This window comes from Amycolatopsis alkalitolerans (assembly GCF_006152065.1).
GTDB classification, from domain to species: domain Bacteria; phylum Actinomycetota; class Actinomycetes; order Mycobacteriales; family Pseudonocardiaceae; genus Amycolatopsis_E; species Amycolatopsis_E alkalitolerans.
Genome location: NZ_VDFW01000020.1, coordinates 96,170 through 113,820, shown reverse-complemented (window position 1 = coordinate 113,820; position 17,651 = coordinate 96,170). Strand labels below are relative to the sequence as shown.

Below are 17,651 nucleotides of genomic sequence, written 5' to 3'. Positions count from 1 at the left end.
CCCCAGGTTACGCCGCCGTCAAGCCTCACCGGAAGAAGACCACCGCCACCAGGGTGCCCACGACGAGCCCGCCGACCACCGGCACGAAGCACCGCCGGGCCAGTTCGATCACCGGGACCCGGGCGAAACCGGCGACCGCGATGAGCGAGGACCATGCCACGAGCGTCCCGCCACCGGACCAGATATTGCCCATCTGCCCGACCGCGGCCAGCGACGCCGCGCTGATCCCGGACACCGGGCCGAGGCTGCCGGCGAGCGCGCCGGTGAGCGGCAGGCCGGAGAACCCCGAGCCCTCCAGCCCGGCGACCATACCGATGATCAGGATGCCGAACGCGGCGATGAACGCGTTGTGCGGGATATGCGCCTGCGCGGCCGTGACCAGGTCGTAGAGGAACGCCGGGGCCTTCGCCGAATCGTCGAGCCCGAGGATCTTCCCGGCGTAGTCACCGTTGCCGATGAAGAAGAACCCGGCGATCGGCAGTACGACACCCATGGCCTTGAACGCGAACACCAGACCGTCGACCACATGCTTCGCCGAGGTCTCCAGGAAACTCTTGCGGTCGTCCGCGAGCGCCGCGAGGAACACGATCAGCGCGGCCACCCCGCCGACCAGCGCCGCGGCGTCCCCGCTGGCCAGATCCGGCACCGCCGCGGACGCCTTCGCCACGATCATGTAGACGATCAGCGCCAGGTAGGCCAGCGGCACGAAGATCGCGAACAACGTGGACACCCCGGGCTTGGCGGGCTGCGCCGGGTCCACCACCACACCGGTGACGCTCGTGGAAGACCCGCCACGCAACGAGATGTCGCCGCCGCGACCGCCCCCCGCGCTCACCAGTTCGCGCTCTTCCTCTTTCACCACCACGATTTCCTGGGCGATCTCGGACTCCCCGCCGGCCTCCCACTCGGCCAGCAGCGCGGGCGAAGGCTTGCGCATCCGGCGAAACTCCATCGCGTAGGCCACGAGCAGGGCGACCCCGCCGACCACGAGCGACAGCACCATCGCGCGGTCGGCCACCACGTTCGCGTCCACCCCGGCCGCCTTCGCGGACAGGCCGGGCGCCACCCGGATCACGTAGTCCGAGGAAAGCGCCATGCCCTGTCCGGCGATCGCGACCGCGAGTCCGACGCCCATCGGCCGGAGTCCGGCGCGGATCGCGACCGGCACCAGCACCGCGCCGATCAGCGGCACCGCCGGGGTGGGCCAGAAGAACAGCGAGATGAAGTAGGTGATGACGACCAGGCCCCAGAACGCGAGGTGCCCGCCCCGCATCAGGCGCCGGAAGGGAGCCACCATTTTCCGGTCCGCGCCTATCGCCTGCAAGGCGTGCAGCATGGCGGTGACCAGGGCGATGATCAGAAAGATATTGAACAGGTTGGTCGCGGCGACCAGGCTCGCGTCGAAAATCGCGGAGATACCGCGAATGACGCTGTGCGAAAACGTGAGCGCGGTGAGAAACGTGGCGAGTACGGCGGGCACCACGATGTTCTTGCGCAGGATCATCGTCGCGATGATCACCACGACACCGGCCAGGTAGACCCAGTGAGCTGCGGTGAGCGGCATCGGTTGTCCTCTCCGAGGGGGTCCGGTGGGAGTTAACCGAAGAGACTCCCTGCTCGCTCCGGCAACGTCTACCCATAATGTGCACAATGCACGTTCGCCGAATTGTGCACACTGCCGTAGCAGCCGCTGCCCGCGGCACCGCATGCTGAGGACCGCTCATTGCCGCGCATCCGCGACGTTACCAATCCGACCGAAAGTAGGCGGACACGGTCCGCGGCCGACCTGCTCGTAGACACCCGTTTCCGCCGTGGCTGCCGTCGGATTGGTAACGAACGGCACAGCACAAGAACATTCTCCCGCAATAACGATGTGGTTGCCCTACCGGAGGTTTCGTGACGGCCGTACTTCCCACGCGGCTCCGCCTGCCCGCTTTGGGTATTTCGCTCACCGCGACCACATTGGCGACGATCGCGAACAACGTGGTGAACGTCCCGCTCCCGGAGATCACCGGCGATTTCGGGGTCCCGCTTCCGTCGGGCGTGCTCGCGGTCACCGCGTTCGTCCTCGTGCTCGCGGCGACGATCCCCCTGGCGGGCTGGGTGGGCGACCGGTTCGGGCGGCGGCGCGTGCTCACCGCCGCCTTGACGCTCATGACCGCGGGGCTCCTCGGCGCCGCGCTGGCGCCCACCTTCGCGGTGCTGGTGGCCTGCCGCGCGGTGCAGGGACTGGCCTGCGCGGCGGTCCCGGCCACGGTGATGGGCACGCTCGCCAACGGGCGGGCCGGCGCGATGGGCGCATGGGCCGCCGCGAACGGGATCGGTCAGGCCGCCGGCCCGCCGCTCGGCGGGCTGGTCAGCGAACTGCTGGGCTGGCGGGCGATCTTCTGGCTGCTCGCCGCGGTCACCGCGCTGGCCGCGGCCGGCACCGGGTTCCTCCTGCCCGCCGGGACCCCGAAACGGGATCCGCTGCACTGGCCCGGCGCGCTCTTGCTCACCACCGGCGCCGCGCTGGTCATGCTCGCGCCCCAGATCCCGGCCGGCTGGGCGGCGGCCGTGCTGGGCGCCGTGTTCCTGACCGTCTTCGTGCTGGTCTCGAACCGGTCCTCCCATCCGCTGGTGGCACCGAAAACCCTGGCCGAGCCGCGATTCCTGCGCAGCGCGTTCGCCGTGTTCGCGCAGATGTTCTGCCTCGGCGCGGTTCTCGTCGCCGTGCCGCTGTATGTGACCGGCTCGCTCGGCTACTCCACGGGCCTCACCGGGCTGATCGTGTTCGCCCTACCCGCTTCGCTGGCGGTTTCGGCGCCGCTCGTGGGCCTGCTCAGCGATCGCACGAGCCCACGCCGGCTGCTTCGCGCGGGCCTGCTCGCGCTCGCGTGTGTCATGGTCGGAGTCGGCGCCTACCTCCAGGCGAGCGGGCAAAGCCTGGTGGTGCTGGCGATGCTCGGCGTGCTGACCGGTGCGGGGATCGCGCTGGTGCAGACGACTTCGGCGACGGGCGCGACGAGGTCACCCGCCGGGCGAGCCGGGGCCGCGCTCGGGCTGTTCAACCTCGTGCGGTTCGCCGGTTCCGCGTTCGGCGCCGCCTGGGTCGCGGCGAGCTACCCGGACGGTGTGCTGCTGTTCGGCGGCTGCGCGGTGGTCGCGCTGTGCGGGCTCGGGCTGTCCTTCGCCGGCCCGGACCCGGCGCTCAGGTAGGCAGCACGTCCCGGTCGACGGTCGCGATCGTGTCCGCGAGCAGGTCGAGCTTCCCGGCGAGCCACAGCGCGCACTGGTGCTCGGCCTGCCGCAGGTCCAGCCGCAGCGCCCGCGACGCGCGGTCCAGTTTGTACAGCATCGTGTTGCGGTGGATGTGCAGTTCGCGCGCGGCCGCGTTGACGTTGCCGCCGCACGAGACGTAGGTGAACACGGCCTGTTCGAGATCGGCCCCGCCCGAACGCAGCGGCGCCAGCATCTCGCGCGCGAACGCCTTGCCCTGCTCCCCCGTCGCGAGATCGGCGAGCACGGCGAACACCCGCAGATCCTCGAAGCCACGAGCGGTGCCGTTGCCGAGCCGTTGCCGGAGCTTGAGCGTGATCCGGGCTTCGCGATAGCTGTCGATGATCCGGCGGGCCCCGGTGACGCTCCGTCCGAACGCGACGATCGCGGGCTTCGGCACCCGCCGCGCGAACTCGTGCTCCAGCACCGTCGCGTACTCGGCGAGATCGTCGTCGGAGACCTCGCGGATCACCGCGAGCACGTCCCCGACCACCGTGGCGAGCGTGTGCCGGTCCTGGCTGGACGGCAGGCGCGTGATCTCCCGCGCGAGCTGGAACAACGTGTTCGGCGAGTCGGCTTCGTCCGGGGCGCCGAGCCCGCCTACCACGACGACGCCGAAGGTGCCTTCCGTCGGGAAGCCGTAGTGCGCGGCGCGGGCTTCGAGATCGCGCAGGTTCGAGAACCGCGCGTGTAGTAAGGCATGCACGAAATCGCCGCGAGCGCGCTCCTCCGCCTGTTCGACACTGCGCATCCGGAGCATCTCGGTGCCGACGATCGTGACCGCCTGCTCGACCACGACGCGATGTTCGGCGAGGTCGTGCGGATGCGGCGGCTCGGCGGTCTCCAGCACCGCGACCCAGCCGTCATGCCGCCCGCCGAGCATGATCGGGCTGACCATGCACGTCGTCCCGTCGAGCGTCATCGTGCGCGGTTCGTGGCCGTGCCAGCCGTCGATTGTGGCGGGCAGCCCGTCGTGCAGGGTCGCGAGGACGGTTTCGCGGTCGAGTTCGCCCGGCTCGCACGCCAGCGGACGGCGCTGCCGGTCGAGGATCGCGACCGGGCAGCGCGAAAGGCGGCCGAGCTGATGGCACAGCGCAGCGAGCCCGGCGCCGCGGTAGAGCAGTTCGGCCAGCGAACGGTGCACGGTGAGCCCGTAGCGCAGCACATGGGTCTCCCTAGCCAGCGCCAGCTCCGCGACGAGCCTGCCCACCTCGCGGTAGGTGATCCGCTCGGGCACGATCGCCACCGGCACGTCGAGCTCGGGGACCTCGGTCGCGCCGGCGACGATCAGCGCGACCACCCCGCGCTTGCGCACGGCCGCCGGGTCCAGCTGACCGGCGTGCGCGTAGACGAGCACGTCCTCGAGCGGGCCGTCGATCTCGTCCCAGGCCAGGCACCAGGTGATCGGCCGGTCGGTGTCCCCGGCCACGACGGCGTCTCTGAAGAGCCGCTCCTGTAGCAGGCGCGCGAAGGTCAACGGCGAGTGCTCGGCCGGCAACATGATCGCTCCTTTGGACAGGCTGCACAGGGATCCCGGGGGTTCCTGGGACAAGGTGACCGTAGCCGCTCGCGGGCCCCGGAAGGCAGATTCGTTACCGAGACGCCGGTTTCTACGAAGGAGGCATACCGTGCATCAGGTCTACCGGATCACGCTCGACGACGCGCTGCCCATGCTCGCGGCCGCCCGCGCGAAGGCGGAGGAACTCGGCGTGAAGCAGACGATCTGCGTGTGTGATGACGGCGGCCACGTGCTCGCCCTGCACCGGCTGCCCGGCTCCCGCCTGACCGGGGTCGAGATCGCGATGGCCAAGGCGTTCACCGCGGCCGGGCACGAGCGGGCGACGCACAAGTTCAACGAACCACCCAACGGGCCCGCGCTGCCGGGCAACGAGGCGTTCGGGATCAGCCATATGCTGCCCGGCAAGTTCGCGATCTTCGTCGGGGGTTTCCCGATCGAGTTCGACGGCCAGATCGTCGGCGCGGTCGGGGTGAGCGGGGGCAACGGCGACCAGGACAAGGCCGTCGGTGCCGCCGCGCTCCAGGCGTTCGAGGAGCTCACTCTCGCACTGCGGCGGTGAGCTCCACCTCGACCGGGGCGCCCGAGGGCAGGGACCGCACGCCGATGGCGCTGCGGACCGCCTGCCCCCGGTCGCCCAGCCAAGCCCGCAGGGCGACCGAGGCGCCGTCGGCGACCCGCGAATGCGCCGTGAACCCGGGCACGCACGCCAGGTACACCGTCATCCGCAGGCACCGTTCGATCGCGTCGAGGCCCCCGGCGGCCTCAGCGATCGCACGCAGGGCGTTGGAGGCGGCCATCCCCGCGGCCCGGCGCGCCTCCTCTTCGCCGAGGTCCGCTCCGATCACACCGCGGACCGCGAGCCGCCCGCCGACCCGCGGTGTCATCCCGGCGCTGAACGCGAGTCCGTTGTGGATGATCGCCGGGACGTAGTCGCCTTGCGGCGGAACGGTCGCGGGCTCAGCGGGTTTCATGCTGCAACGGCTTCCTGCGCCGAGGGCCACCGGCCTTGACGTCCTCTCCGGTGATGCCGACGAAGATCTCGCCGTCCTCTTCACGGACCGGGTACGTGGCGATCGGCTCGGTGGCCGGCGGGGCCACCGGATCCCCCGTCTCCAGGTCGAACACGCTGCCGTGACACGAGCAGCCGATGCCCTCGTCGACGAGCTTTCCGGACGAGAGCAGGCAGTCCAGGTGCGTGCAGTAGTTCGACGTCGCGTAGACGGTGCCGCGCAACCGCGCGAGAGCTATTTCCAGCTCACCGGCGTAGAACCGGCGGACGTAGCCGTCGGGCACCTGGCCCGATCTGGCGACACGATGGTATTCCACGGGATTCTCCTATGGGGTGAGATAGACGGTCTTGTCGACGGTGTAGAAGCGCATCATCGTCTCCCCCGCCTGTTCCTTGAAGGTCTGCGTGCTGGAGCGCTTCACACCACCGAAGGGCGCGTTCCCGGCCATTCCCGACGTCGGCTGGTTGACCTTGATCAGTCCACTGTGGACCTGCCGGGAGAACGCCAGCGCCCTGGCGATGTCCCTCGTCACGATCCCGGCCGAGAGCCCGTAGTCGGTGTCGTTCGCGACCTCGACCGCCTCCTCGAAGGAGCCGGCGCGCAGGAAGCCCAGCACCGGGCCGAACACCTCCTCCCGCGCCAGCCGGGACTCGCGATCGACGCCGGTGAACACCGCGGGCCGGGCGAAGAAGCCGAACTCGCTGTCCGGCAAGGGTTCCTGGCCGGTGCGCAACTTCGCGCCGTCCGCCTCACCGATTTCGAGGTACTGGCGGGTTTTGCGCCACTGAGCCTCGGTCGCCAGCGGTCCCATCCGGACGCCGTCGGTGAGCCCGTTGCCGATGCGCCAGTCCTTGACCCGCGTGAGCACCCGGTCCAGCAGCGCGTCGTGCACCGCGTCGTGCACGATGACGCGACTGGTACCCGTGCACGCCTGGCCCGAGAGACTGAAGGCGCCCCGCACGATGATGTCGCAGGCGCGGTCCAGATCTGCGTCTTCGAGGACCACCACGGGATTCTTGCCGCCCATCTCCAGCTGGCAGCGGCGGCTCGCGCCGACCGAGGCGTGGATCTTCTCGCCGACGGCCGTGGATCCGGTGAACGTCACCGCCCCGACCCGTTCGTCGGCGACCAGCGCGGCGCCGACCGAGCCGTCACCGTGCACGAGCGCGATCGCTCCGGCCGGAAGTCCCGCTTCCAGCAGGGCTTCCACCATGCGCTGACCCATCAGCGGGGTGACCTCGCTCGGTTTGAACACGACGCCGTTTCCGGCCGCGAGCGCGGGGCCGAGCTTGCGGGACGGCAGGTTGAGCGGGAAGTTCCACGGTGTGATCGCCGCCACCACGCCGACAGGTTCGCGCGAGGTGTAGACGAGACTGCCGTCTCCGGTCGGGTAGGTTTCGCCGGCGAGCCGCAGTGCCTCGCCCGCGTAGAACCGCAGGTTCTGCGGGGTCCGGTTGACCTCGTTCCGCGCCTCGGCGAGGGTCTTGCCCTCTTCGCGGACCAGTTCCCTGGCCAGCCCGTCGGGATCGGATTCCAGGACCGCGGCCGCCTTTTCCAGCACTCGCGCCCGGAACTCGGGACCCTTGTCCGACCATTCCGGGTAACCGGCCGCGACGGCGCCGACGGCGGTCGCGACCTCGTCCGAAGTGGACTGTGGGGCGCGCGAAACGATCTCGCGCGGGTCGGCGGGGTTGACGCGTTCGAACCAGGCGCCGGAACCGCCCCATTCGCCGCCGATGAAGTTGCCTTTCATAGCTGCTCCTCGAGATCGACGTCCTCGTCCTTGAGCACATGCACCGGCACCCGCCGCCCGATCAACTGCCGCGCGGCGGTGATCTCGCCGCCACGGTCGATGCCGAACGCCGCACGCAGCACGCCGTCCCGCAGGAAGAAGGCGACGAAGTCGTGGTCGGCGGTACTGCCCCGCACGACCACCTCGTCCCAGCTGGCGGCGTGCCCGGTGTAGTGCAGCGTGTGGTCGTACTGGTCGGACCAGCACCAGTGCGGTTCGTCGTAGGCGCGGCCGCGCCCGAGCATGGCGTTCGCCGCCGCGGCGGCCTGTTTGGAGGCGTTGTCGAAATGTTCGACGCGGACGCGGTGCCCGTAGGCCGGGTGGAAGTGGTTGGCGACGTCCCCGGCGGCGAACACGTCCGGCATGCTCGTGCGGCAGTATTCGTCGACCAGGATCCCGTTGTCCACGGCGATTCCCGAGCGTTCGGCGACGCCGGTGTTCGCCACCATCCCGATACCGACGACGACCGCGTCGCCTTCGAACCGGTGCGTGGCGGTCGTGACGACGACACCGTCCGCTGCGTCATCGATGGATTCGACCTGTTCGCCGAGATGCACCTCGACCCCCTCGGATCGGTACAGTTCGGCGCAGACCGCGCCGATGTCCGCGCCGACGACCCGCGCCAGCGGAGCGTTGAGCGCTTCGATGAGCACGGCCTCGGCGCCCTTCGCGCGCGCGGCCGCGGCGACCTCGGAACCGAGGAATCCCCCGCCGATCACGAGAATCCGGGCGCCGGGGCGCAACAGCGGGCGGAGGCGTTCGCTGTCGTCGAGAGTGCGCAGGTAGTGGATGCGCTCGCCGGTCACGCCCGGCAGGCGGCGCGGGGCTCCGCCCGTCGCGATGAGCACACGGTCGGCGGCGACCTCCTCGCCGCCGGCCAGTTCGACGCGGCCGGGACGGACCGCGGCCACGGGGCTGCCCAGCCTGAGGTGGACGTCGTTGCGCTCGCACCAGTGTTCGGGGAGCAGGAACAGCCCGTCCTCGTCACCGCCGGTCAGGTACTCCTTGGTCAGCGGCGGGCGCTGGTAGGGCCGGTGCGGTTCGTCGCCGATGATGTCGATCCGGCCGTCGAACCCGCGCCGGCGCAGGGTACGCGCCGCGACGGCGGCGACCTGCCCGGCGCCGACCACGGCGATCGCGGTGATCATGTCGCCTCGCTCGTGACGCGCTGGACAGGATCGACGAAGACCTTCCCGTCGCGGACCTCGACGGCGTAGGTCGGCTGGCAGGCGTCCTGATCCTCGGCCCGGCCGGTCTCCGGGTCGAACGCCCACTGGTGCCCGGGGCAGATCACGCTGGCCCGCCACAGGGTGCCGCGGCTGAGTGACCGTCCCTTGTGGACGCAGACGTCGGCCAGCGCGTAGACCTCGCCGTCGACGAGGAAGAGCGCGACCGCGTCCTCGCCGATGGTGACCCGTTTCTTCTTGCGCCGCGCCAGTTCGGCCAGTTCGGCCGCATAGACCCACATCGCGTACTCCTATGAGAGGGGCGGGCCGCCCCGAAGCGACCCGCCCAGCGTGAGTGTGTGCTGCTTGTCGAGCGCCGGAGCCGCTTTCACCACGCTGTCAACTTGCGCCGCCGCGGGTTCTGAGGTGGTTCCTCGCGAGGACAGCTCGAACGTGGTGAATCGGCATTCATGAGTTCGAGATCCCGGAGTGAGGGGCCGCCTCAGGTTCCGCTACCGGCACCGCCACGCAAGCCGCCTCCAGCATCTTCTTTCAGGCCGCGACCAGGTCCTCGGCGACGTAGGTGTCGTAGAGCGCTTTCGTGTAGGAGAAGCGCATTTCCGCGCCCCAGCGGACGAACTGGAGGCTGCGCTGCTGCAACTCGACGGTGTTGGCGTGGTCGAGCACGATCTGGTAGCCGCGCTCGCCGTGCACCTCGTCGGAGGTGATGTGCAGGTCGAAGAACTCGATCTCGTCCTCGGTGAAACCGTAGCTCTCCCGCAGCGGCACGATCTGCTTCTTGTAGATGCTCGGCACCTGCGACTCCAGGCCCACCACGAGCGCCGCGGTCGCGACCGCGAAATGCTCGCGCATCGCCGTGGTGTAGCACCAGGCCTGCAGTCCGCGGGTGACCGCGTTCATGTTCGCCGGGTCCTCGATCCGCTCGCGCGTCGTGCCGCATGCCTCGGCGAAGCGGATCAGCAGATCCGTGTGGCGGATGTCGGCCAGTTCCTCCTCGTACATGTTCTGCAGCAGGAAGTCCTTGGCGTCGGTGCACGTGTCCGGCGTGTTGCCGTAGATGTAGCCGAGGTAGTCGGCGAACGGGCCGACGTAGTGGTAGTGGTTCTCGGCCCAGCGTGCGAAGTGGTTCCGCTGCAGCTTGCCTTCGGCCCAGGCCTTGCTGAACGAGGCGTTCTTGGCCTCGCGGCCCTTGATCGCTTCCTCCAGTTCGGCGCGGAAGTCCTCCCGGGAAAGAAGTTCCGTCATGTGCCCACCTTCCGGGTGCGTGAATCACGACTGACGGATCTCACGGTATTGAGCACCCGGGCCCCGACCCCACGGTCATGCTGCACAGGCTTGCCCGCTGATTCCTGTGCAGCATGGCCGAGCGCGGTGGCTATTGCGTGATCCAGTACCCGAAGGAGGTGTAGTCGGGGTACGGGCCGAGCGGCGGCTGTAGCTGCCGCAGTTCGATGTGGACCGCCGAATCGGTGATCACCGAACCGGGAATCGTGAACGTGGAGTAGTCCCAAGGGCCTTCGGTGTCTTCACGGGTCCAGGTGCCCACCAGGCTGCCGTTGACCAGCACGCGCATGCCGGCGTCGCCGTGCATCGCGGTCCGTGCGGTGAGGATGGCGTCGTGGCCGGGGGTCAGGCCGCTCATCGTGAACGCCTCACCGCCGATGATGGCGCGCCCGCTGTCGATCACGTCGTCTTCGCGGGCGAGGAGCGTCCATGGCTGGATAGCGGTCTGGGCAGGCAGGTACTGGTAGCCGTGCGCCTTCTCCGCGTCGAGGTAGGCGACGTTGAGGTAGTCCCGCACGTCACCGGACAGCTTGTCGGCGTTGTCGGCGAGGCTCCAGTCGGCGCGCGCGACGGTGAACTCCTTGAACGGAACGGAGACGATACCGCGCAGGTCGGGCGGGGTCACGACCTCGAACGTCGCGACCGCGGGCTGTTCGAGGACGCCGACGTCCCGCAGCGGCGCCATCGTCGGCCCGGGCCCGGTGTCGTAGGTCGCGAAGTAGCCGGGGCGGGCGGGCAGGTGCCGCACCGCCTCGTAGAGCGAACCGATCCCGTTGTTGACCGGTTCGGCGAGCCCGTTCGTGCCCAGGCCCAGCAGGTCCACGATCCGGTGCCCGCTGAAGTACGCGACCGCGCCGACGTCCTTGACCGCGACCGTGGCCCCGGCCGGGAGGTTGTCCTTCATCCACACCGCGTACGACACGTCGGTCTCGCGGATCCCGGCGGCCGCCCGCGCGTACCGCACCCCCCACATCGGCACCGCGATGAGCGAGAACGCCAGCGCGACGGCGAGACCACCGTGCAGCGCGAAACGGCGGGCACGCGGCTGCGACAGCATCCGGGCCAGCCCGTAGATCCCGGACACCACCAGCAGCAGGAACACCGGCACGAACGGCTGGTAGTACCGCAACTCGTGATACAGCGCGGTATCCAGCGTCGACAGCGACAGCACCGCCGCGCCCAGCCCGGCGAGCACCGCGATCACCAGCGGGCGACGGGACCGCTCCAGTAGCAGGTACGCCGCGCCGACACCGGCGATCAGCAACGCGCCCGGGAAGGCGAAGTCCTGGCTGGTGTACCCGAGGAACGTGCCCGCCAGCGACCGCAGGGTCGCGGTCAGCCGGTCGGCGAACTCGCCCAGATAGAACACGGGCGCGTCATACAACATCGACTTGGCCTGGACCCCGTTCGCCGACGTGGTACCGGTAGCCAAGCGGTAGAACAGCAGTTGCCCGGCCCCGACCGCCAGCGGCAACAGGCTCCACAGCGCCCAGCCGAGCATCGTGCGGCGGCGCCGCGTCCACAGTGTCCACAGCACGGCGCACGTGATCGCGGCCGCGAAGATCAGGCCCTCCGGGCGGACGAGCGCGAGCAACGCGGCCACGACCGGCGTGCCGCGAAACCGGGCGGCGACCTGCTCCCGGACGAACGTGTACAGCAGGCCGGTCACCAGCAGCATGACCAGCCCGACCTCCATCCCGCTGGCCGCTCCCCACAGCAGCGGACCGCTCAGCGCGACGAGCACCCCCGCCCACACCCCCACCGTCCGGTTGACCAGGCGAGCGCCCAACAAGCAGGTCAGCGCCGCGCTGACGGCGAAGCAGCCGACGTTGAACGCGACGGCGAAGGCGAGGAAAAACCCACCGTGCGCGCCCGCCGCATACGCGGCGCCGAGAATGAACGAGTACAGCATGCTGCTGGCCCCGGCACTGATTTCGTCACCGGTGTTGAACTGGAAGAAATACCCAGAACCGAGCTGACGGCCGTACTGCAGGTGGATATACACGTCGTCAAGCGGCGCGAACAGCTTCCCGCTGTTCCAGATCACCGATCCGATGACGAAGGCCAACCCGGCGACGAACGCGAGCGCGCCGACCCACCACGCCGCGTTCCACCGCGACCATCTTCGCCTTGCCACGGACGGTTCGGCCACACCCAACCCGTCCGGTGAAACATCCACAAGCTGCGCCACGCCACGATTCCTTCCTCCCAGAGAAACCGCACCAATCGATCACGTGGCACGGCGCGCTCACTTTAGCGATCGGCAGGGGAAGGCCTTTACCGGGATTTGAAGTGCGGGTGACTTCCGGGCGCTAGCTGCCGGATGTCTCACCGGCCGAGCCGGCGTGCGCCCGCTCCCCGTCCTGATCGAACATGGTGAGGATCTCGACCGGCCCGCCGAGTGCGCCGACGGAATGCGGGATCATGGTGGAGAATTCCGCGGCCTCGCCCGTGCCGACCGTCATCCGCCGCTCGCCGAGATGGAGCACCGCGGTGCCGTCGAGCACGGTGAACCATTCCCAGCCGGGGTGCACGGCCAGATGCCCGGGCCCGGTGCGCCGTTCGGGCGTGATCCGCATCTTGGCGACCAGGCGGCCGCCCTGCCGGGCCGCGTCGCGCGAAAGCACCCACGTGGTCAGGCCGGCCTCCTGATGCCGCACCGGCCGGATGATCACGTCGGCGTCGTCGACCGGTTCGACCAGGTGATCGATCGTGGTACCCAGCGCCTGGGCGAGCGCGACGAGCTGGTCGAGGTCGATACGCCGGTTACCCGTCTCCAGCCGGCTCAGCGTGGACGGGCTGAGGTGGCATCGAGCGGCCAGCGAGTCGAGGCTCCATCCGCGCGCCTGCCGCAGCCCGCGAATGCGCCGGCGAACGACTTCGGACAGATCGACCGGGGGCACAGTGGCCATGCTAAGCGCCTTCTTGCGGCAATCGCAAAGCCTCGTGCCAAATCCGGTGGGCGTTCACACCTTTGGTGACCAGTACTCCAGCCGTAGATCGTTATGTTTCCCGGTCTTCGGCTGTTTGCCGCTGGTAGTGGCAGGTCCGGGCGCGGTGCTGGTGGCGGCGTCGACAGCGTGACCAGCGCATCGGGTGCGAGGTGTCGTGCGCGGGCTGGATGGTCAGGCCGGCGAGGAGATGCGCGATCTCGTTGTGGGTCAGCGGGATCTGGTCTGCCGGGCAGGACCCGTGCGTGTGCTCGAGGGCGGCGGCGATGGTGAGAGGCGCAGCGGCGAGCATGGCGAGTGTGACCCACCGGTACCAGGAGGTCCACCGCTGCCAGGCCCGGCGGGGCAGCCGGGCAGCCAGCTGATCGGCGCGGGGGGTGCGCCCGGCCTGGCAGGTACCCGTTGGTCGCAGGCGACCGCGAGCACGTAGGCGATGCGCCGGGTCTCCAGCCAGGTGCGCAACGGCCCGTTACCGCCGTAGACCTCGTCGCCTGCTACCCAGGCGAACGGCTCCGTCGCGGCCACGGCTCGCTCGATCATCTGCCAGGCGAGCTGCGGCCTGGTCGCCAACTTCACGTCCGCGAGGATCCCGGCCGCCGCGCAGCGGCCGTCATCTGCGGTCCGCGACTTCGGCAGGCGCAGCTCCCGGTCTATCAGCGTGTGCCCGTGCACGGCGATCGTCCAGCAGTTCTTGCGCGGCAACTCCGCCAGCAGGCCCAGCACGAACGCCCGAGCCCGCCGCCGCGGCTCCACCCGGCGGAAACGCCCTCCGATCCGGGTCATCAGCTCGTCAAGTACGCCCAGCCAGCGGCCGGTGTCTACGCTGGGGCCAGCGGCCACCAGATGGTCTTCACGTGTCGTCACAAACCGGGATGAGCAGCCGGTGGCCGCCCCGTCTCCAGCACCGGCAAGCCCAAGATCATGCTCTACGGCCGCAGTACCAGGAGGACACATGCGACGAGGCGAGGTCTGGTGGGCCGACTTCGATGAGCGCCGGCCTGTCGTGCTGCTCTCCGAAGAAGATCCATCCGGGTTCCGGGCGATGCAGGTGGTCGCCCCAGCCCATACCGACATCTCCGGCCTGGGAATCGAAGTCGCAGTCGGCGCCCAGGAAGGACTGCCCTTTGACGGCGTGCTGCGGTTCGGGTTCCCATGGCCGGGCGTCACCCCGTGTACCTGGCTGACCACCTTGAGCCGGAAAGACCTGACCGAGCGGGCAGGCGCGGTGTCTGCCGCCAAGCTCAGCGAGATCGACCACGCTCTGCGCGCCAGTGAGCAACCGGCGGAGTGGACCCCGGCCGCAGCGGCCAGGCTCAGCGAGATCAAGGATTCCCTCCGCCGGCGGACTCAGCCAGACGGGAAAGGAACGGACACCCACACCGGCGAAGGCCGATCCCGTCCGCACCATCAGCGGTCCGTGGCACCTCAACAAGATCACAAACTGCGGCTGGAGTAACTTGGGCGCCCCGGGGAGCCGGGCGAACCGGTGGTCAGACGCTGCGCAGCACCGAAACGACGACGCCCAGGATCACCGCACGGTCGCCGTCGATGACCTCGTACGCCGGGTTGCGCGGTTCGAGACAGACGTGCCCGTTGCGGCGGCGGTACACCTTCACGGTCGCCTCGTCGTCGATCATCGCGGCCACGATCTGGCCGGAATGCGCCTCGGGTTGCCGCCGCACGACGACGATGTCCCCGTCGCAGATCGCGGCGTCGATCATCGAGTCCCCGCGCACGCGAAGGCCGAAAACGGTGCCGCGCCCGGTCAGTTCGCGGGGCAGCTTCAGCAGATCGTCCAGGTGCTCTTCCGCGGAGATCGGCGTCCCGGCGGCGATGTCCCCGACCACGGGCACGGCCACCGAATCATCCGATGATTCGCGCGGTTCGGACGAGCGGAGGAACATCCGGACGTCGATCGGGCGGGACATCGCGGCGCCACGGCGGAGGAAACCCTTCTCCTCCAGTGCGGCCAGGTGTTTCGACACCGAGGACGAGGACCGCAGGCCGACCGCGTCCCCGATCTGGCGGGTGTTCGGCGGATACCCGTGCCGGACCACCCAGTCCCGGATCGTCACCAGGATCCGCTGCTGCCGCGGTGGGAGGTTCGAGGTGTCCAGGTACTCGAAGTCGTCGTAGGCCGTCACCCCGAAACCGTAGCGTCCGCGAGCACGCCCTGCGCGCGCCCCACGAATCCTCCCACTAGCCGCGGGCCTGGATCTCTCGCCATCGTGCCGTGGCCGGCGCGCTCGGGCGGCCCTTGCGCGCGAAGTCGTACTCCAGCCATTTTCGATGTGGCGCTTCGACGATCATCTGGCCCTCCCGTGCATGCGCGGCGAGCGCGCGGACGGCCTCCTGGAACCGGCGGTCGCCCACGGCTGAGGGGTAATGCGAGAGCACGTACACGTAGTAGAAGAGGTTGTAGCGCAGGAACGGGTACTCGACACGCAGGAACCGCGAGCCGATCCCGAACGCGCATGGGCCGAGCGGTTCGCGGGTCTCCCAGTGGTGAAGGAGTGACTCCACCGCGTAGTCGAGCCGGTCACCGCCCGCATCGGGACGATGACGAAACGCGTCCAGGACATACAAGGTCGCCCCCGGATTGGCCGCGTCGGTCTCGGGCGACTTGCCGAGTTTGACCGTCGCGCAACGCCAGCCGCCGTCCTCACTCTGGTTGTCCAGCAGCCAGGAAAACGCAGCCGGGCAGCGACTGCCGTCCAGCGCCCCCAGCCGCCCGAGTCCCGCCAGGATCTGGCCGGTCATGCACGGGAACTTGCTGCTCGCGCTGGAGTACCGGAACGCACCGTCGGCCGCCTGGTAGCCGAACACAAACTCGATCGCCTCCGCGAGCCGGGGATGGCTCTCCACGGTGGCGCCCAATTCGCCGAGGACGTTCAGCACGTCGATGGTCGAGAATCCCGCCGGCGCGTGGATGTTCCCGTCCTCGCGTGACCAGAACGGGCCCCCGTTCTCGCCGGCCCTGGCGAGGACCTGCTGGATGTCCGGTTCACGGGAAACGTTCATCTAGTCCCATTCGCGATCCGCATTCCTGTTGTTACACCAGCAAAAGATCTGTGTTACGAACGCCGTCACGTGACCGCGAACGTCCTGCCGGCGGCTAGATTTTCGGCGGGACGACAGGAGGATTCGTGAACGCACCCGAGAACGCCCGTGACACTCTGGTCGACGGGCTGGGCCGCCGCAATTTCCTGCGCGCGGCCGCGGTCGTGGCCGGTGGTGGCGCCGCCGTCGCCGGCGGGACCGCGACAGCCGGGGCCGCGCCGCTGGTCACGGTGCCGCGGCAGATCCTGCAGCCGGGCACGGGCCCGGTCCACGGCCAGCACTACCTGCCCTCGCTGCCCGATCAGGTCCTCTGGGGTTACGTGCCGGCCACGGGCGCCGAACCGGTGCTGCGGATGCGTTCGGGGGAAACCGTCACCGTGGACTCCGTCTCCCACGAAGGGATCCTCGAGGACCAGGGCCGCGATCCCGTGGCATACTTCGGGAAACACGGCGTTCCGGCAGGCAACGTGCTCACCGATGCCATCGCGATCGCCGCGAACTACAGCCATACGCCCCGCGATTTCGACCGCGACGGCCCGCACGTGGTCACGGGACCGATCTATGTGGACGGTGCGGCGCCCGGCGACGTGCTGAAGATCGAGATGCTGTCGTTCCTGCCGCGCGTGCCCTACGGCGTGGTGTCCAGCCGGCACGGCAAGGGCGCGCTGGCCAGGATGCCGGACGGCTCGGCCCCGGCGGGGATCACGCTCGCGGAGGTCATGCCGCCTATCGCGACGGACGGGCGAGCCACCGGCGTGCCGACGGAGTACGGCAACGTCTCGGTGTTCACGCCGGTCGAATCGGGCGCGCACGGCGCGGTCGGGGCGATGCCACGCGGCGCCGGCAAGGACGTGCGGTTCCCGCTGCGCCCGTTCATGGGGATGACCGGGGTCGCGTTCGCGCCCGCGACGAGCCTGACCGATCCCGAGCTCAACTCCATCCCGCCGACGCTCGGCGGCGGGAACATCGACATCAACCTGCTCACCGTCGGTTCCACGTTCTACCTTCCGGTCTTCGCCGAGGGCGCGCTGTTCTACACCGGCGACCCGCATCTGGCGATGGGCAGCGGTGAGGTCTCGCTCACCGCGATGGAGGGATCGATGCGCGCGACCTTCCGCCTGACCGTGTGCAAAGCGGGCTCCGGCGACGCGCCCTCGGTCGCCTTCCACTACCCGTTCGGCGAAACGCGCGACGTGTGGATCCCCATCGGGCTGTCCGATCCGGACGCCGCGAGGGGCGGCCAGGGCAGTGATCTCAACATCGCGATGCGCCGCGCCGTCGTCAACGCGCTCGATTTCCTCCAGCACGACCTCGGCATGGACCGCGCCGTCGCCTACGCCTACCTGTCCGCGGCGGCGGACTTCGAGGTGTCCCAGGTGGTCGACCGGACCACGGGTGTGCACGGCATGATCCAGAAGTCGCATTTCGACTGAGCGCCAAGGAGAAGCGCGCCAGGCCGGGCGCTCATGTCGGTCGCGTTCGCGGTGCTCGTCGTAGCAGTGGTCGGCGCCGTCGCGTTGTCCGGCCTACTCCCTTCGAGTGGCGTCGCCGGATCTCGCTTGAGGTGAATTTCCACGAGCGGTACAACGG

At 69.5% G+C, this 17,651-nt stretch carries 16 protein-coding genes and 1 pseudogene; 4 read left to right on the top strand and 13 right to left on the bottom strand.

Features of this window, described 5'->3' with window-relative positions; all coding sequences use genetic code 11:
- Positions 1–25: 25 nt before the first annotated feature.
- Positions 26–1,564 (bottom strand): hypothetical protein, encoded by a 1,539-nt coding sequence (locus tag FG385_RS22130; protein ID WP_139098680.1) that lies wholly within the window; start codon positions 1,562–1,564, stop codon positions 26–28.
- Between the two features lie 332 nt (positions 1,565–1,896).
- Between FG385_RS22130 and FG385_RS22125 the strand changes: the two genes are divergently transcribed.
- On the top strand, positions 1,897–3,198 hold the full coding sequence (locus FG385_RS22125) for an MFS transporter (RefSeq protein ID WP_139098679.1): 1,302 nt from the start codon (positions 1,897–1,899) through the stop codon (positions 3,196–3,198).
- Here the strand turns inward: FG385_RS22125 and FG385_RS22120 are convergent.
- On the bottom strand, positions 3,191–4,759 hold the full coding sequence (locus FG385_RS22120; protein WP_139098678.1) for a PucR family transcriptional regulator: 1,569 nt from the start codon (positions 4,757–4,759) through the stop codon (positions 3,191–3,193). The genes FG385_RS22125 and FG385_RS22120 overlap by 8 nt on opposite strands.
- 127 nt (positions 4,760–4,886) lie before the next feature.
- On the opposite strand from FG385_RS22120, the gene FG385_RS22115 reads away from it, so the two are divergent.
- Positions 4,887–5,336 carry a GlcG/HbpS family heme-binding protein gene (locus tag FG385_RS22115; RefSeq protein WP_139098677.1) on the top strand — a complete coding sequence of 150 codons (450 nt, stop codon included), beginning with the start codon at positions 4,887–4,889 and terminating at the stop codon, positions 5,334–5,336.
- Here the strand turns inward: FG385_RS22115 and FG385_RS22110 are convergent.
- The 9 genes and pseudogenes from FG385_RS22110 to FG385_RS22070 all read right to left on the bottom strand — a co-directional run bounded on the left by FG385_RS22110 (position 5,314) and on the right by FG385_RS22070 (position 13,784).
- Positions 5,314–5,748: a RidA family protein gene (locus tag FG385_RS22110; protein WP_139098676.1), complete on the bottom strand. Its 435-nt coding sequence runs from the start codon at positions 5,746–5,748 to the stop codon at positions 5,314–5,316. The two genes, FG385_RS22115 and FG385_RS22110, sit on opposite strands and share 23 nt — an antisense overlap.
- Positions 5,735–6,103, bottom strand: a complete 369-nt coding sequence (locus FG385_RS22105; RefSeq protein WP_139098675.1) for a Rieske (2Fe-2S) protein — start codon at positions 6,101–6,103, stop codon at positions 5,735–5,737. Before FG385_RS22105 ends, FG385_RS22110 begins: the two co-directional genes overlap by 14 nt.
- Positions 6,104–6,112: 9 nt before the next feature.
- Positions 6,113–7,540 carry an aldehyde dehydrogenase family protein gene (locus FG385_RS22100; RefSeq protein WP_139098674.1) on the bottom strand — a complete coding sequence of 476 codons (1,428 nt, stop codon included), beginning with the start codon at positions 7,538–7,540 and terminating at the stop codon, positions 6,113–6,115.
- Positions 7,537–8,727: an NAD(P)/FAD-dependent oxidoreductase gene (locus tag FG385_RS22095; RefSeq protein WP_139098673.1), complete on the bottom strand. Its 1,191-nt coding sequence runs from the start codon at positions 8,725–8,727 to the stop codon at positions 7,537–7,539. The genes FG385_RS22100 and FG385_RS22095 overlap by 4 nt, the downstream gene beginning before the upstream one ends.
- A complete protein-coding gene (locus tag FG385_RS22090) occupies positions 8,724–9,047 on the bottom strand; it encodes a Rieske (2Fe-2S) protein (RefSeq protein ID WP_139098672.1) in 324 nt (107 codons plus the stop codon). The genes FG385_RS22095 and FG385_RS22090 overlap by 4 nt, the downstream gene beginning before the upstream one ends.
- A gap of 250 nt (positions 9,048–9,297) precedes the next feature.
- Positions 9,298–10,011, bottom strand: coding sequence for a TenA family transcriptional regulator (locus FG385_RS22085; protein WP_139098671.1), 714 nt, complete (start codon positions 10,009–10,011; stop codon positions 9,298–9,300).
- 130 nt (positions 10,012–10,141) lie between these two features.
- Complete coding sequence (locus tag FG385_RS22080) at positions 10,142–12,241, bottom strand: glycosyltransferase family protein (RefSeq protein WP_139098670.1); 2,100 nt, start codon at positions 12,239–12,241, stop codon at positions 10,142–10,144.
- 121 nt (positions 12,242–12,362) lie between these two features.
- Positions 12,363–12,962: a helix-turn-helix domain-containing protein gene (locus FG385_RS22075; RefSeq protein WP_139098669.1), complete on the bottom strand. Its 600-nt coding sequence runs from the start codon at positions 12,960–12,962 to the stop codon at positions 12,363–12,365.
- A gap of 91 nt (positions 12,963–13,053) precedes the next feature.
- A pseudogene (locus FG385_RS22070) lies at positions 13,054–13,784 on the bottom strand (transposase).
- A 169-nt stretch (positions 13,785–13,953) separates the two neighbouring features.
- On the opposite strand from FG385_RS22070, the gene FG385_RS22065 reads away from it, so the two are divergent.
- Entirely contained in the window at positions 13,954–14,457 is a 504-nt protein-coding gene (locus FG385_RS22065; RefSeq protein ID WP_139098668.1) for a type II toxin-antitoxin system PemK/MazF family toxin, read from the top strand.
- Positions 14,458–14,491: 34 nt separating this feature from the next.
- On the opposite strand, the gene lexA is transcribed toward FG385_RS22065, so the two are convergent.
- Positions 14,492–15,145 (bottom strand): transcriptional repressor LexA, encoded by a 654-nt coding sequence (gene lexA / locus FG385_RS22060; protein WP_139098667.1) that lies wholly within the window; start codon positions 15,143–15,145, stop codon positions 14,492–14,494.
- A 55-nt stretch (positions 15,146–15,200) separates the two neighbouring features.
- Complete coding sequence (locus FG385_RS22055; RefSeq protein ID WP_139098666.1) at positions 15,201–16,022, bottom strand: prenyltransferase/squalene oxidase repeat-containing protein; 822 nt, start codon at positions 16,020–16,022, stop codon at positions 15,201–15,203.
- Between the two features lie 125 nt (positions 16,023–16,147).
- Here FG385_RS22055 and FG385_RS22050 point away from each other — a divergent pair, with 125 nt between their 5' ends.
- A complete protein-coding gene (locus FG385_RS22050) occupies positions 16,148–17,494 on the top strand; it encodes an acetamidase/formamidase family protein (RefSeq protein WP_139098665.1) in 1,347 nt (448 codons plus the stop codon).
- The last annotated feature ends 157 nt before the right edge of the window (positions 17,495–17,651 follow it).